Annotated in this window: 13 protein-coding genes; 1 reads left to right on the top strand and 12 read right to left on the bottom strand. The window is 61.7% G+C overall.

Annotated features, from left to right (window positions below; translation table 11 throughout):
• Positions 1 to 50: 50 nt before the first annotated feature.
• The 12 genes from trpC to BLU37_RS10320 form a co-directional block, all read right to left on the bottom strand.
• Entirely contained in the window at positions 51 to 890 is an 840-nt protein-coding gene (trpC, locus tag BLU37_RS10375) for an indole-3-glycerol phosphate synthase TrpC (RefSeq protein WP_010444166.1), read from the bottom strand.
• Positions 887 to 1,936 carry an anthranilate phosphoribosyltransferase gene (trpD, locus tag BLU37_RS10370; RefSeq protein ID WP_019360713.1) on the bottom strand — a complete coding sequence of 350 codons (1,050 nt, stop codon included), beginning with the start codon at positions 1,934 to 1,936 and terminating at the stop codon, positions 887 to 889. The genes trpC and trpD overlap by 4 nt, the downstream gene beginning before the upstream one ends.
• Positions 1,937 to 1,945: 9 nt before the next feature.
• A complete protein-coding gene (locus BLU37_RS10365) occupies positions 1,946 to 2,539 on the bottom strand; it encodes an aminodeoxychorismate/anthranilate synthase component II (protein WP_090204609.1) in 594 nt (197 codons plus the stop codon).
• 13 nt (positions 2,540 to 2,552) lie between these two features.
• Positions 2,553 to 4,040, bottom strand: a complete 1,488-nt coding sequence (gene trpE, locus BLU37_RS10360; RefSeq protein WP_090204607.1) for an anthranilate synthase component I — start codon at positions 4,038 to 4,040, stop codon at positions 2,553 to 2,555.
• A gap of 71 nt (positions 4,041 to 4,111) precedes the next feature.
• Positions 4,112 to 4,930, bottom strand: coding sequence for a phosphoglycolate phosphatase (locus tag BLU37_RS10355; RefSeq protein WP_010444170.1), 819 nt, complete (start codon positions 4,928 to 4,930; stop codon positions 4,112 to 4,114).
• The gene (rpe, locus tag BLU37_RS10350) at positions 4,927 to 5,601 is read right to left on the bottom strand and encodes a ribulose-phosphate 3-epimerase (protein WP_090204604.1); all 675 of its coding nucleotides are present in this window, start codon (positions 5,599 to 5,601) and stop codon (positions 4,927 to 4,929) included. The genes BLU37_RS10355 and rpe overlap by 4 nt, the downstream gene beginning before the upstream one ends.
• A gap of 157 nt (positions 5,602 to 5,758) precedes the next feature.
• Positions 5,759 to 6,583, bottom strand: coding sequence for an ABC transporter permease (locus BLU37_RS10345; protein WP_010444172.1), 825 nt, complete (start codon positions 6,581 to 6,583; stop codon positions 5,759 to 5,761).
• A gap of 13 nt (positions 6,584 to 6,596) precedes the next feature.
• Entirely contained in the window at positions 6,597 to 7,844 is a 1,248-nt protein-coding gene (locus BLU37_RS10340; protein ID WP_090204601.1) for an ABC transporter permease, read from the bottom strand.
• Between the two features lie 218 nt (positions 7,845 to 8,062).
• Positions 8,063 to 9,106 carry an ABC transporter substrate-binding protein gene (locus BLU37_RS10335; protein ID WP_090204599.1) on the bottom strand — a complete coding sequence of 348 codons (1,044 nt, stop codon included), beginning with the start codon at positions 9,104 to 9,106 and terminating at the stop codon, positions 8,063 to 8,065.
• A gap of 71 nt (positions 9,107 to 9,177) precedes the next feature.
• Positions 9,178 to 10,302: an ABC transporter ATP-binding protein gene (locus BLU37_RS10330; RefSeq protein ID WP_090204596.1), complete on the bottom strand. Its 1,125-nt coding sequence runs from the start codon at positions 10,300 to 10,302 to the stop codon at positions 9,178 to 9,180.
• A 248-nt stretch (positions 10,303 to 10,550) separates the two neighbouring features.
• Positions 10,551 to 11,180: a response regulator gene (locus tag BLU37_RS10325; protein WP_010444176.1), complete on the bottom strand. Its 630-nt coding sequence runs from the start codon at positions 11,178 to 11,180 to the stop codon at positions 10,551 to 10,553.
• A 26-nt stretch (positions 11,181 to 11,206) separates the two neighbouring features.
• Positions 11,207 to 13,621, bottom strand: a complete 2,415-nt coding sequence (locus BLU37_RS10320) for a PAS domain-containing sensor histidine kinase (RefSeq protein WP_090204593.1) — start codon at positions 13,619 to 13,621, stop codon at positions 11,207 to 11,209.
• Between the two features lie 64 nt (positions 13,622 to 13,685).
• Here BLU37_RS10320 and BLU37_RS10315 point away from each other — a divergent pair, with 64 nt between their 5' ends.
• Positions 13,686 to 14,672 carry an alpha/beta hydrolase family protein gene (locus BLU37_RS10315; RefSeq protein ID WP_090204590.1) on the top strand — a complete coding sequence of 329 codons (987 nt, stop codon included), beginning with the start codon at positions 13,686 to 13,688 and terminating at the stop codon, positions 14,670 to 14,672.
• Positions 14,673 to 14,677: the final 5 nt, after the last annotated feature.

Raw genomic sequence — 14,677 nt, 5'->3', positions numbered from 1 at the left:
ATCGTGGCCATGAAAAAGCCGGCAACGCCGGCTTGTTCGAACAACAGGTTTCAATCGAGAGTGGAGCCGCTAATCACCGGCGTCCCGCGCTCAGGGAAAAACAGCCGCTGCAGTTCATCACCCGGGCTCTGTGCGCGCATGAACGCTTCACCGACCAGGAACGAGTACACCTGACTGATTTCCATCAGTTCGACATCGGCGCGATTGAGGATGCCGCTCTCGGTGATCACCAGACGGTCGCGGGGTACCATCGGCAACAAATCGAGAGTGGTTTCCAGGCTGACGTCGAAGGTATGCAGGTTGCGGTTGTTGATACCGATCAGCGGCGTATCCAGATGCTTCAGTGCCCGCTCCAGTTCGGCGGCGTCGTGGGACTCCACCAGCACATCGAGCCCGACATCCTTGGCCAGCGAGGCCAGCTCGGCCATCTGCCCGTCTTCCAGCGCGGCGACGATCAGCAGAATGCAATCGGCGCCCATGGCCCGGGCTTCGACGATCTGATACGGATCGACCATGAAATCCTTGCGGATCACCGGCAGTTTGCAGGCGGCACGAGCTTGTTGCAGGTACAGGTCCGAGCCCTGGAAATAATCCACGTCAGTCAATACCGACAGGCAGGTCGCCCCACCCTTCTCATAACTGCTGGCGATCTCGGACGGAACGAAGTGTTCGCGGATCACGCCTTTGCTTGGCGAGGCTTTCTTGATTTCGGCAATCACTGCCGGCTGCTTCAGCTTGGCCTGCTCAAGCAACGCCCGGGCAAAGCCACGCGGGGCATCGGCAGCACGGGCCAGTTTTTCCAACTCGGCCAAGCTCAGGCGAGCACTGCGCTCGGCAACTTCCTGCGCCTTGCGGGCGAGGATTTTCTCCAGAACGGTTGGCACACTCATGCTTCATTCTCCTGCTTGAATACCGCGGTGAACGCGCCCAGCTCTTCGAGTTTTTCTCGAGCAAGGCCGGTATGCAAGGCGTCATGGGCCAGGGCCACGCCTTCCTTGAGACTGCTGGCATGGTCAGCGGCATACAGCGCGGCGCCAGCGTTGAGCACGATCATTTCCGCAGCCTTCTGGCCATTTTCGGTCTTGCGGCGCCCCAGTGCGTCACGAATCAGCTCCAGGGAAGCCGCCGGGCTTTCCACCACCAAGCCAAACAGACTCTGACTCTTTATACCCAAGTCTTCGGGCTGAACCCAATACTCGGTTATTGCACCATTTTTCAGTTCGGCCACGTAGGTCGGCGCCGCCAGGCTGAATTCGTCCAGACCGTCCTGGGAATGCACCACCAGCACATGCTTGCTGCCCAGGCGATGCAGCACCTCCGCCAATGGTCGGCAAAGTGCCTGAGTGAACACGCCGACCACCTGATGCTTCACGCCAGCCGGATTCGTAAGCGGGCCAAGCATGTTGAACAGGGTGCGCAGGCCCAGATCGCGACGCGGACCGGCGGCATATTTCATCGCACTGTGATGGGTCTGGGCGAACATGAAACCGATGCCGACGTTATCGATGCAGCGTGCCACTTGAACCGGCGTCAGATTGAGATAGACACCCGCCGCCTCCAGCAGATCGGCACTGCCGCTCTTGCCCGATACGGCGCGGTTGCCGTGCTTGGCGACCGTACAGCCAGCCGCCGCGACCACGAAGGCCGATGCCGTGGAAACGTTGAAAATATTCGCGCCATCGCCGCCGGTGCCAACCACGTCGACCACGCCGTCAAGGCTCTTCAACTCGACCTTGTCCGCCAACTCGCGCATGACCGAGACCGCGCCGACGATCTCGTCGATGCTTTCACTCTTCATGCGCATGGCCATCATGAAGGCGCCGATCTGCGCCTCGGTGCATTGCCCAGTCATGATTTCACGCATGACATCACTCATCTCGGTGGTGCTCAGATCCAGATGGCCGACGATACGGCCCAGGGCTGTCTTGATATCCATGAAAACTCCTTAGCGCACGCCACCGGTCTGTTTGAGAAAGTTGGCGAACAGCTCATGTCCCTGCTCGGAGAGGATCGACTCGGGGTGGAACTGCACCCCTTCGATGTTCAGTGTCTTGTGGCGCAAGCCCATGATTTCGTCGATCGAGCCGTCCTCCAGTTGGGTCCAGGCGGTCGGCTCCAGACAATCGGGCAAGGTTTCACGCTTGACGATCAGCGAATGGTAGCGCGTGACGGTCAACGGCAGGTGCAATCCCTCGAACACACCCTTGCCTTCGTGGAACAGCGGACTGGTCTTGCCATGCATCACCTGGCGGGCCCGCACCACGTCCCCACCAAAGGCCTGGCCGATGGACTGGTGTCCCAGGCACACGCCGAGGATCGGCAGCTTGCCGGCGAAATGCTGGATGGCTTCCAGGGAAATACCTGCCTCGGTCGGTGTGCAAGGGCCGGGCGAGACCACGATGCGCTCAGGCTTGAGGGCTTCGATTTCGGCCACGGTCAGTTCGTCGTTACGCACAACTTTGACGTCCGCGCCCAGTTCACCGAGGTATTGCACGACGTTGTAGGTAAACGAGTCGTAGTTATCGATCATCAGCAACATGACAAAGGGTTCCTCAGGCGTCGGACGCGGGGGTTTGTTCAGCAAGGGCAACCGCACGGAACATCGCGCGACGCTTGTTCAGCGTTTCTTCCCATTCCAGCGCCGGTACCGAGTCGGCGACGATGCCGCCACCGGCCTGCACGTGCAGCTCGCCGTCCTTGATCACCGCGGTACGAATGGCAATCGCGGTATCCATGTTGCCGTTCCAGGCGTAGTAACCGACCGCGCCGCCATACACGCCGCGCTTGACCGGTTCCAGCTCGTCGATGATTTCCATGGCACGGATCTTCGGCGCTCCGGACAACGTACCGGCCGGCAGGATCGCCCGCAGTGCATCCATGGAGGTCAGGCCATTCTTGAGCTGGCCGGTGACGTTGGAGACGATGTGCATCACGTTGGAATAACGTTCGATCACCATCTTCTCGGTGAGCTTCACCGAACCGATCTCGGAAACCCGACCGGTATCGTTGCGGCCCAGGTCGATCAGCATCAGGTGTTCGGCGATTTCCTTGTCATCCGACAGCAGGTCCTCCTCCAGCGCCCGGTCGGCCTCTTCGGTGGCGCCACGCGGACGGGTACCAGCGATTGGCCGGACGGTGATCAGGTTGTCTTCGACCCGCACCAGCACTTCCGGCGAGCTGCCGACTACGTGGAAATCACCGAAATTGAAGAAGTACATGTACGGCGTCGGGTTGAAGCAGCGCAGCGCCCGGTACAGATCGATGGGAGCGGCCTTGAAGTCGATGGACATGCGCTGCGACGGCACCACCTGCATGCAGTCGCCGGCCAGGATATATTCCTTGATGGTATCGACCGCGCGCTCGTAGTCACCCTGGGTGAAACTGGAACGGAACACCGGGTCGGCCGCCGGTGGGCGATCCAGTTCGAGGCCGCGACGCGGGGTGATCGGCTGGCGCAACTGTTCAAGCAACTGCTGCAGGCGCGCCTGGCCCTGCTCGTAGGCATTCTCCTGCGCCGGATCGGCCAGGACGATGGCGTGCATCTTGCCAGCCAGGTTGTCGAACACCACCACGGCATCGGACACCATCAGCAGAATGTCCGGTACGCCCAGTGGATCGGGGTTCGGACACTTGCCCAGGCGTTTTTCCACATAACGCACGCAGTCATAACCGAAGTACCCCACCAGGCCGCCGTTGAAACGTGGCAAACCAGGAATGGTCGGGACGTTGTAACGCGCCTTGAAGGCCTCGACGAAAGCCAATGGGTCTTCGGCCTCGCACGCTTCGACCTCGACGCCGTCGTGGGTGACACGGACCTGGTGATCATGCACCCGCAACACGGTGCGGCATGGCAGGCCAATGATCGAATAACGACCCCATTTCTCGCCGCCCTGCACCGACTCGAGCAGGTAGGAGTTGGGCTGGTCGGCCAGTTTCAGATAGATCGACAGCGGGGTATCGAAGTCGGCCAGGGTTTCGCAGGCAAGCGGGATGCGGTTGTAGCCGGCAGCGGCCAAACGCAGGAATTCTTCGCGGGTCATCATGTGCCTCGTGGCTTGAGGTTCAAACGGTCAGGTATGCAAACGCGCCGCACGGGGCGGCCAGATAAATGTCAGGCGCGCCAACGCCAACGGGCCAAGGCCTTGATGACTTTCATCCAGAGTTTGCGAGTGACCACCACGATGGCGTTTCCAGGAGGGGATTGATTACAGTCCGCCGACATTAGCTCAGCGCCGCCCTCCAGGCAACCAGGAATCAGCTCGCGCAGATCGTCGATGACCAGCGCCGGGTGTTCTTCGGCGATCGGTCGACCATGGTTGTAGCCATAGCTGAGTGCAATGCAGGCCACTCCGGCAGCCTTGGCCGCCTGCACATCGCTGCGCGAATCGCCGATGAACAGACTTTGCGACGCCGCAATACCGGCCATTTTCATCACATGGAACAACGCCGCCGGATCGGGCTTGCGTTGCGGCAGGGTGTCACCGCCGATGATCCAGCGGAAGAACCGTCCCAATTTCATCTCATCGAGCAACGGCGCAACGAAACGTTCGGGTTTGTTGGTGATCAGGGCCATTTCCACACCCTGCTTCTGCATCCAGCCCAGAGTTTCGCGCACGCCTGGGTAGACCGTGGTCCGGTCATGGCCGCCGTCGTAGGCCTCCATGAACAGTTCCAGCCCTTGCTCGGCATCGCTTTCGCTCACCGCCGAGTGATCGAGACCGCCAGCCAGCGCCCGACGCACCAGCACCGGAGCGCCGTTGCCGACCCATTCACGCACCGCGTCCAGGCCGGCGGCGGGCCGCCCCAGAGCGAGCAGCATCTTGTCGACGGCCGCCGCCAGATCCGGTACCGAGTCGATCAACGTCCCATCCAGATCGAACATCACCAGCTTGGGCAGCCTTCCGGCGAAGAGCTGCTCGAAGGCGCTCATGGACGAGCCAGCGCCAGTTCGGCGCGCATCTTCTGGATGACTTCACGGTAGTCCGCAGCGTTGAAGATCGCCGAACCGGCAACGAAGGTATCCGCGCCAGCCGCCGCGATTTCGCGAATGTTGTTCACGTTCACCCCACCGTCGATTTCCAGGCGGATATCGCGCCCGGAGGCATCGATCAGCGCCCGTGCCTCGCGCAGCTTGTCGAGGGTACCGGGGATGAATTTCTGGCCGCCAAAACCCGGGTTGACGCTCATCAGCAGGACCATGTCGACCTTGTCCATCACGTATTTGAGCACATCCAGCGGGGTCGCCGGGTTGAACACCAGGCCGGCCTTGCAACCACCGTCACGGATCAGTTGCAGGGAGCGGTCGACATGCAGAGTGGCTTCGGGATGGAAGGTGATATAGGTCGCACCGGCCTCGATGAAATCGCCGATGATGCGATCGACCGGACTGACCATCAGGTGTACATCGATCGGCGCGGTCACGCCGTACTTGCGCAGGGCCGCACAGACCATCGGGCCGATGGTCAGGTTGGGGACGTAGTGGTTGTCCATGACATCGAAATGCACGATGTCGGCGCCAGCGGCGAGGACGTTGTCCACTTCCTCACCCAGGCGGGCGAAGTCGGCAGAAAGAATCGACGGAGCAATTGCGAAGGGCTGCATGACGCACCTTTTTGAGCAGAATCACGGTGGCGCGCATTGTATACCTCATATTTCGCCGAGCGCACCGTGACCGCGATGATTGGCCGCACTTACAGCAGGCTCTTTCCTACGACTTTAGTCGCCTCGCAATAACCTCTTCATGGCCTTCAGAGTGGCATCAGACTTGGGCAGTACGCAGTTTCTCGCTGCGGCCCCGCAACCATTCCAGGGTCAGCAGCAGGATCACCGAGAAGGCAATCAGCAACGTCGCAGCGGCCGCAATGGTCGGGCTGAGGTTCTCGCGGATGCCACTGAACATCTGCCGTGGCAACGTTGCCTGCTCGGGGCCGGCGAGGAACAGCGTCACCACCACTTCATCGAAGGAGGTCGCGAAGGCGAACAACGCCCCGGAAATCACCCCTGGTGCAATCAACGGCAGGGTCACCCGGCGAAACGCCGTCAGTGGCGATGCCCCCAGGCTGGCTGCGGCGCGCACCAGGTTGTGGTTGAAGCCCTGCAAGGTTGCCGAAACCGTGATGATCACAAACGGCACACCCAATACCGCATGCACCACGATCAGTGACAGGAAGCTGTTACCCAGTCCCAGTGGGGCAAAGAACAGGTAGCTGGCAACTCCGATGATCACCACCGGGACCACCATCGGCGAAATCACCAGGGCCATGACCAGCGGCTTGCCAGGAAAATCACCCCGAGTCAGGCCGATGGCCGCCAGGGTACCGAAGATCATCGCCAGCGCCGTCGCCGCCGGGGCAACAATGATGCTGTTCTTGAGGGCCCGCATCCACTCGGCGGAGGCGAAGAAGTCCTGATACCAGTGCAGGGAGAAACCCTGCAGTGGATAGACCAGGAAACTGCCGGCATTGAACGACAACGGAATGATCACCAGCACCGGCAGGACCAGGAACAACAGGATCAACCCGCACAGAATGCGCAAGCTGTAGAACCAGACCCGCTCGACGGGCGACATGTACGGACTGAGCATTTCGATTCTCTCCTTAACCCAGGCTCAGGCGGCTCGCGCCCACCAGCCGGCTGTAGATCAGGTACAGCACCACGGTTGCCAGCAGCAGCAGGCCGCCCAGCGCCGTCGCCATGCCCCAGTTGATGCTGGTGTTGGTGTAGAAGGCGACGAAATAGCTGACCATCTGATCGTTCGGGCTGCCCAACAGCGCGGGGGTGATGTAGTAGCCGATCGCCAAAATGAACACCAACAGGCAGCCGGCGCCCACACCGGCATAGGTCTGCGGGAAATACACCCGCCAGAAACTGGCGAACGGATGGCAACCCAGGGAAATCGCCGCGCGCATGTAAGTCGGCGAGATGCCTTTCATCACGCTGTAGATCGGCAGGATCATGAACGGGAGCAGGATGTGCACCATGGAGATGTAGACCCCGGTGCGGTTGAACACCAGCTCCAACGGTTTGTCGATCACGCCCATGGCCATCAGCGCACTGTTGATCAGGCCGCCCGACTGCAGCAGCACGATCCAGGCCGCGACGCGTACCAGGATCGAGGTCCAGAACGGCAACAGCACGAGGATCATCAACAGGTTGCTTTTGCGCGCTGGCAGATTCGCCAACAGGTAGGCCAACGGGTACGCCAGGACCAGACAGATCGCGGTGATCACCAGCCCCATCCAGAACGTGCGAGCAAAGATATCGAGATAGATGGCCTGGTCAGGAGTAGCCGGGGCCAGTTCGCCGAGGTCGTCGATACGGTGATCGACAGCCGCCAGCAGGTAATAGGGGGTGATGCTACTGGTATTGCGGCGGATCGCCTGCCAGTACGCCGGATCGCCCCAACGTTCATCGAGCGCTTCCAGGGCATCCTTGTAGGAGGCCGGCTCGGCCTTGAACGGCAGGGAACGAGCAGTCTTGGTCAGCAGGCTGCGATAGCCGGCCAGTTCCATGTTCAGGCGCTTGGACAGATCGCCCAGGCTCTGATTCTTGCGGGCCTCACTCAGCTCTTCACCGAGGACCTTGTACACCGCTTCGCCAGGCAGGCCTTTACCGTCCCAGGCCGACACGGCCGCCACGGTACGCGGCAGGGCATTGACCACCTCGGGGTTGCCGACGCTCTTGTAGAGCAGTGCAACGATCGGTACCAGGAACACCAACAGCAGGAACAGCACCAGCGGCGCGATCAGGGCCTGGGCCTTCCAGCGGTTGACCCGCTCGGCACGCGCCAGGCGCTGCTTCAGGGTGGGACTGGTCCCCTCGTTCAGAGGAACGGTGATGGCCATGACGAACTCCGGAAAATTTTTATTGTGACTGACCGCATACCGACACCCGATGTGGAAACCAGCCCTGGAGGAGCGAGGCTTGCCTGCGAAGCTTTTGACGGCCTCGAGGGCCTATTCGCGGGCAAGCCACGTTCCTACAGGTCAAGGCAGGCCGGATGTACGGCGTCCGGGTGGACGCCGCCGCCAGCAAGCCGACTCCCACAAGGGGCAGTGGCGTATTACTTGGCCGCCCAGGCGTTGAAGCGCTGCTCCAGTTGCTCGCCGTTATCAGCCCAGAAGCTGACGTCGATCTGCACCTGGTTGGCGATGTTTTCCGGAGTGGTCGGCATATCCTTGAGGATGTCCTTGGCCAGCAGCGGTACCGCCTGGGTGTTGGCTGGGCCGTAGGCGATGTTTTCCGAGTAGGTCTTCTGCTGCTGCGGCATGACCGAGAAGGCGATGAATTTCTTCGCGACATCGGCACGCGCCTTGTCCAGGCCCTTCGGAATGGCCCAGGCATCGAAGTCGTAGATCCCGCCGTTCCACACCACCTTCAGGTTGCTTTCCTTCTGTACCGCAGCGATCCGGCCGTTGTAGGCCGAGCTCATCACCACGTCACCGGAAGCGAGATATTGCGGCGGCTGGGCACCGGCTTCCCACCACTGGATGTACGGCTTGAGTTCGTCGAGCTTCTTGAACGCGCGATCCTGGCCATCCTTGCCGGCCAGCACCTTGTAGACGTCTTTCGGCGCAACACCGTCGGCCATCAGAGCGAATTCCAGGGTGTACTTGGCGCCCTTGCGCAGGCCACGTTTGCCCGGGAATTTCTTGGTATCCCAGAAGTCGGCCCAGCTGGCGGGTGCGGAGGCGAGTTTATCGGCGTTGTAGGCCAGCACCGTCGACCAGACGAAGAAACCTACGCCACAAGGCTGGATGGCGCCCTTGACGTAGTCTTCGCTCTTGCCGAACAACGCAGGGTCCAGTTGCTCGAACATGTCTTCGTCACAGCCACGGGACAGCTCAGGCGACTCGACCTCGACCAGGTCCCAGGACACGCTCTTGGTGTCGACCATGGCCTTGATCTTGGCCATTTCGCCGTTGTATTCGCCGGCAACGATCTTGCCATTGCCCGCCTGGGCTTCCCAAGGTGCGTAGAACGCCTTGACCTGGGCCGCCTTGTTCGCGCCACCAAAGGACACCACGGTCAGGTCGGTCGCCGCCATGACATTTGCCGCGCACATCAGCCCTACTGCGAGGGCGCTGAATTTCAGGGATTTGAGCATTTATTCTTCTCTCCACGAGTGCAGGTTGGTGAAGCACGGGGCGATGGGTTCGCCTCTTGGGGGTACAGCGATCAGCCGGCGTCGAGCAACGGGTCCAGCGCACGAACGTGCTCGACCTGCCAGCCAAGGGGAACGACATCGCCGACCGCCAGCGCCGGGTCGAGCTCGGCGATGGGTTGTTTCACGAAAAAGTCGGTTTTGCCGCAGACTTCCAGGCGGACACGAACGTGGTCGCCCAGATAGATGAATTCAGCCACGCGTCCGGAGAAACGATTGACGCAGGATTCGCTGGAACCGTTGAGGCTGATGCGCTCGGGGCGAATCGACAGGGTCACCGGCTCGCCAGCCTTGCCGACATTGACCGCCAATGCCTCGACCTTCTCGCCACGGCCCAGCTCGACCACGCAGCGGTCGCCGGTATGACTGTGCAGGCGTCCGCTCAGACGGTTGTTCTCGCCGATGAAGTTGGCGACGAAGGTATTGCACGGCTCTTCGTACAGGGTACGTGGCGGCGCAATCTGCTGGATCTCGCCCTGATGGAACACCGCCACCCGGTCGGACATGGTCAGGGCTTCGCCCTGGTCGTGGGTCACGTAGACCACGGTCACACCGAGGCGCTGGTGCAGGTGCTTGATTTCCATCTGCATGTGTTCGCGCAACTGCTTGTCCAGCGCACCCAGCGGTTCGTCCATCAGCACCAGCTGCGGTTCGAACACCAGCGCCCGGGCCAACGCCACCCGCTGCTGCTGGCCACCGGACAACTGCGCCGGATAACGCTGGGCGAACTTGTCGAGCTGGACCATGCCGAGCACGCGCTTGACCCGCTCGCTGATGTCGGTCTTGCTCAGACCGCGCACGCTCAGCGGGAACGCCAGGTTCTCGGCCACGGTCATGTGCGGGAACAGTGCATAGTTCTGGAACACCATGCCGATATCACGCTTGTGCGGTGGCACGTTGTTGATGGAGCGGCCGGCCAGTTGGATCTCGCCGGCGGTCGGGGTTTCAAACCCGGCCAGCATCATCAGGCTGGTGGTCTTGCCGGAACCGGAAGGCCCGAGCAGGGTAAGAAATTCGCCCTTGCGAATGTCCAGGTTGAGGTCCTTGACGATCAGGTTCTCGCCATCGTAGCTCTTCTGCACGCCACGAAAGCTGACCAGGATGTCCTTGGCCCCAGCACTTGAATCAACCTCGCTCATACCCACACCTTCTTGTTTTGACTGCCGTGGTCTAAGCCTAGTGAAGGCTGCCGGCAGCGCAAATCGGGGGGTGTGAGAGATTGTCCTCAGCAGTCTGGAAGAGTTGGTGTAAGGATTGCCCTACAGGGATGACGCGATTGGATAAGCCGACAAACGGCTCATCACGGCAGAGCCCATCACTGCGTCAGCCCCCCATGCGCAGCTGTCGCAAATGGATATGCCAACGCAATTTTTCTGTAGGGCCGGCCTCAGAGCAATTTGTGCTCCATGGCGTATTTCACCAGTTCGGCCAGCGAGGTGATGTTGAGTTTCTGCATCAACCGGGCCTTGTGGGTACTGATGGTCTTGCTGCTCAAGGCCAGTTGGTGGGCGATGTCGTTCACGTTGGCGCCCTGGGCCAGGCGTTCAAACACCGAAAACTCGCGTTCCGACAGCAACGCATGCAAGGGTCGGGAGTCGGTCAGGCCGACCTCGAAGACCATCCGATCGGCCAGATCCGGATCGATATAACGCCCACCCGCCGCGACCTTGCGAATGGCCGTCAACAACAGGGATGGATCACTGTCCTTGGTGGCATACCCGGCTGCGCCGACCTTGAGCGCCCGAGCCGCCATCTGCGCCTCGTCATGCATGGACAGCACCAGGATAGCCGGGGGATCGTTCAACGCACGAATCCGCGGAATCGCCTCCAGGCCGTTCACCCCAGGCATGGAGATATCCAGTAGCACCACCTCGCAGGGCGTATGCCGCAAGGCTTCCAGCAACTGTTCGCCATTACTCGCCTCACCCACCACCTGCAGGTCCTTGGCCAGACCGATCAGTTGCTTGATACCCTCGCGGACGATGGTGTGGTCTTCGGCTACCAATACGCGGATCACGTCTTACTCCTGCTCGGTCAAAAGGCTCACATGGCCTGCGGCAGATCCAACGGTACACGAACGCTCAGGGTCGTGCCTTCGCCAACGCTGCTTTGCAACGACAGAGTGCCGCCCAGCATCAGCACGCGCTCGCGCATGCCCACTACACCGAACGAAGTCGGCCTACCGCTCTGGGCAGCAAATCCCACGCCGTCATCGCTGATGGTCAGACACAGGTCACTCCCATCGATCACCAGCGTCAGTTCCACAGTATGCGCCTGGGCATGGCGCATGACATTGGTCAGCGCCTCCTGAAGAATCCGGAACAGCCCGGTGGCCTTGGCATCGCTGAGCGCCGGCAGGTTTTCCGGCACCTGGACCAGGCACGGGATCTGCGTTCTTGCCTCGAAACGCCTGGCCTGCCATTCGATCGCCGAGGCAATGCCTGCGTCGAGAATCGGCGGACGCAGGGCAGTCGCGACATCGCGCACCAACTGGAACAACTGCGCGATCAGCTTCTTCATGCTGTTAAGGCGCTCGTTCAGCCCAGGGTCCAGCTCTGCATAGGCCAGCTCGCACATGGACGTTTCCAGCTTGAGCACCGTCAGCATCTGCCCCAGTTCATCGTGGACTTCCCGGGCGATACGGGCCTTCTCCTCTTCCCGGACACTTTCCAGGTGCGCCGACAGCTCACGCAGTTGCTCGCGCGAACTGGCCAGTTCCAACTCGATCCGCTTGCTTTCGCTGATGTCCCAGACAATACCGTCCCAGACCATCGTGCCGTCTGCCAGGCGACGGGTGATGGCCTTGATCTCGGCCCAGCGTTGCCGGCCTTCGCGGGTCACGATGCGCCCCTGCCAGGACCAGTCGCTGCTGGAATCGATTGCCAGGTCCTGAACACGATGATAATCGGCCCGATCATCCGGATGGACGACGCTGCGCAGGCCGATCTCCTGCCGCCGCAGGGTTGCGGGTGCATGGCCCACCAGACTGTCGCTGCCTTCACTGATATACGGGAAATACAGCTCGCCGGTCTGCGGCACCCGCTCCAGGCGGAACACCAGGCCCGGGACGTTGGCCGCGATGCCCTTGAGCCGGGCCTCGCTCTCCTGCAGCGCAGCCAGGGCACGACGCCGCTCGGTGACATCATTGAGATAGACCACCAGGTACTCGCCATCACGAAAACGCAGAAAGCTCAGGGACACATCCGCAGGCAGGACACTGCCGTCGGCGCGCAGGCATTGGGTCTCGAAGCTCTGCGGGGCCTCGTCAGTGGCCCGGGCGCGCTTCCACAGGTTCAGCCAGCGGTCCATGTGCAGGTTCGGCTCGAAGTCGATCAGCGGCCGGTCGAACAACGCGCCGGGGGGATAGCCGAGCATGTCCTCGGCCGCCCGGTTGGCGTAACGCACATGACTGTCCCAGTTGACCCAGAGGATGCCCACGGTGCTCTGGTCGATGGAGAACTGGGTCAGACGCAAGGCCTCCTCGCTGGCCTCGCGTCGGGCCAGATCCTCGCGGGCGGTCAGCAGAGCCTGTTCAAGAGCACGCTGCTGGCGACGCAACCAGAACACGATCGCCAGACAGGCCAGAAACATCACCAGCAACAGCAGGCAAAGGTTCAGCCAGAATCCCGGCGACGCCGACAGACGCGGGTACTTGGGCTGCAGCCAGCGCAGATGAAGTTGATCGAGATCCCGGGCCGGTATCGCATGCAGGGCTTTCTCGACGATACCCGCCAATTGTGGCCAGTCGCGCCGGGTCGCCACCCGCAACAACTGCGGCAGACCGATATCACCAACCACCGCCAGCCCGGCAAACTCCTCCTCGGTAGACAGGCGACTGAGCTGGGCCTCGTCGACCACCGCATAACGAGCCTGCTGGCTCAACAGCAATTGCAGGGCCTGGCGCTCCATCGGCACACCCTGCAAGTTGAGGTTGCTGTAGGTACTGCGCAAATAATCGGCGATGACACTGGGCATGCGCACGGCGACCCGGGTCTGGCTGTCGAGCTTCTCCAACTCGACAGCCCCGGCCCCATTACGCTCGCCGACGACCAACTGCGGCACCCGCATATAGGGGTCGGAGAACAACCACAGGCGCAAGCCGGCCGGTGTCTGGGTCAAGCCGGGGGCGATATCGATCTCATCGTCCTGCAGGGCCTTCTCCAGGTGTGCCTGGTCGGGGAAGTTTCGCCAGGTCAGCGCGACCTTCATCGTCGCGGCCAACCACTGCATCAGTTCGACATTCGCCCCCGACAGCCGCTGAAGGCGTCGATCGTACTGCGCGTAAGGCGCCTGCAGCACCAGACCGACACGCAGTTGCCGGTGCCCATCAAGCCAATGGCGCTGCTCGCCGGACAATGACAGATCGCTCGCGGCAGGTGCCGGCGCGGCCCAGGCCATCAAGGGAAGACACAGCCAGCCGATAACCCACAGACAGCAAAAACGCATGATTCGACTCATCCACACTGACAAATACTGACCAACCCATTAGGCTGCCAGGATTACCTCTGGCCTGGAAAATCCGATGCCCCCTGTCTACCGCTCGGCACTACCTGCGCTGTGCCTGTCGTTGATACTACCGCTAGCCGCACCGGTTCTGGCGGCAGATCCGGCAGCCCCCGCACAAGCGCCTACCGAGAAGCCGGCTGAACGTCAGTCATTGCCAGAACGCAGCCAGGAAGATGCCACAGCCCTGGAGCGGCAATTGCCACGCCAGGAGCAACAACAGTTGCAGGCGGCCGGCGACACGTTCCTGGCATTGTGGAAACCGGCCAACACGCCAACGCCCAACGGCGCGGTGATCATCATTCCCGGAGCCGGCGAAACCGCTGACTGGCCTCAAGTCGTCGCGCCCTTGCGCAACCAATTACCGGACGCGCGCTGGAGCAGCCTGAGTCTGACACTGCCGGATCTGCAAAGCGACGCCTCCTTGCCTCGGGTCGTGGAAGCGCCAAAACCTGCGGAGCCGGCCTCCAGCAACAGCAAGAACGCCAGCACCACTAGCAAGCCCATTGAACAGGCGGCCAGCGCCGAGACCGACGCGCCCGACCAGGCGCCAGCCGCGAACGCCGAAGACCCGCTCAAGGGTGACGCCGAACGGATTTTCGCTCGTCTCGACGCTGCCGTTGCCTACGCCCAGCAACAGAATGCCCGCAGCATCGTCCTGCTCGGACATGGAACCGGCGCCTATTGGGCTACCCGTTACCTGATCGAGAAAGCCTCGCCACAAGTGCAGAAACTGCTGTTGGTGGCCGCACAGACGCCGGCCAGCGCCAAGACAGACCTGGCACAACTGACCCCCGAACTGAAACTGGCGACCGCCGACTTCTTCTATAAGGACGAATCACTGGATCGCAAAGCGGCCCTGCAGCGCCTGCAAGCCAGCAAGCGTCAGAAGACGTCCAACTATACCCAGGTAGGACTCAAGGCGTTCCCCGGCAAGCCGGGGCAGGAGCAACTGGTGCGGCGGGTCCGCGGCTACCTGAACCCGCAGGACCTGGACAGCCAGTAAGCCCC

The sequence above is a fragment of the Pseudomonas asplenii genome, from assembly GCF_900105475.1.
Lineage (GTDB): Bacteria > Pseudomonadota > Gammaproteobacteria > Pseudomonadales > Pseudomonadaceae > Aquipseudomonas > Aquipseudomonas asplenii.
This window is presented reverse-complemented; position numbering and strand designations above follow the sequence as displayed.

Bases quoted from the DNA above. Each gene is read 5' to 3' on its own strand.
- trpC (WP_010444166.1), bottom strand. From the start codon at position 890: ATGAGTGTGCCAACCGTTCTGGAGAAAATCCTCGCCCGCAAGGCGCAG.
- trpD (WP_019360713.1), bottom strand. From the start codon at position 1,936: ATGGATATCAAGACAGCCCTGGGCCGTATCGTCGGCCATCTGGATCTG.
- BLU37_RS10365 (WP_090204609.1), bottom strand. From the start codon at position 2,539: ATGTTGCTGATGATCGATAACTACGACTCGTTTACCTACAACGTCGTG.
- trpE (WP_090204607.1), bottom strand. From the start codon at position 4,040: ATGACCCGCGAAGAATTCCTGCGTTTGGCCGCTGCCGGCTACAACCGC.
- BLU37_RS10355 (WP_010444170.1), bottom strand. From the start codon at position 4,930: ATGAGCGCCTTCGAGCAGCTCTTCGCCGGAAGGCTGCCCAAGCTGGTG.
- rpe (WP_090204604.1), bottom strand. From the start codon at position 5,601: ATGCAGCCCTTCGCAATTGCTCCGTCGATTCTTTCTGCCGACTTCGCC.
- BLU37_RS10345 (WP_010444172.1), bottom strand. From the start codon at position 6,583: ATGCTCAGTCCGTACATGTCGCCCGTCGAGCGGGTCTGGTTCTACAGC.
- BLU37_RS10340 (WP_090204601.1), bottom strand. From the start codon at position 7,844: ATGGCCATCACCGTTCCTCTGAACGAGGGGACCAGTCCCACCCTGAAG.
- BLU37_RS10335 (WP_090204599.1), bottom strand. From the start codon at position 9,106: ATGCTCAAATCCCTGAAATTCAGCGCCCTCGCAGTAGGGCTGATGTGC.
- BLU37_RS10330 (WP_090204596.1), bottom strand. From the start codon at position 10,302: ATGAGCGAGGTTGATTCAAGTGCTGGGGCCAAGGACATCCTGGTCAGC.
- BLU37_RS10320 (WP_090204593.1), bottom strand. From the start codon at position 13,621: ATGAGTCGAATCATGCGTTTTTGCTGTCTGTGGGTTATCGGCTGGCTG.
- BLU37_RS10315 (WP_090204590.1), top strand. From the start codon at position 13,686: ATGCCCCCTGTCTACCGCTCGGCACTACCTGCGCTGTGCCTGTCGTTG.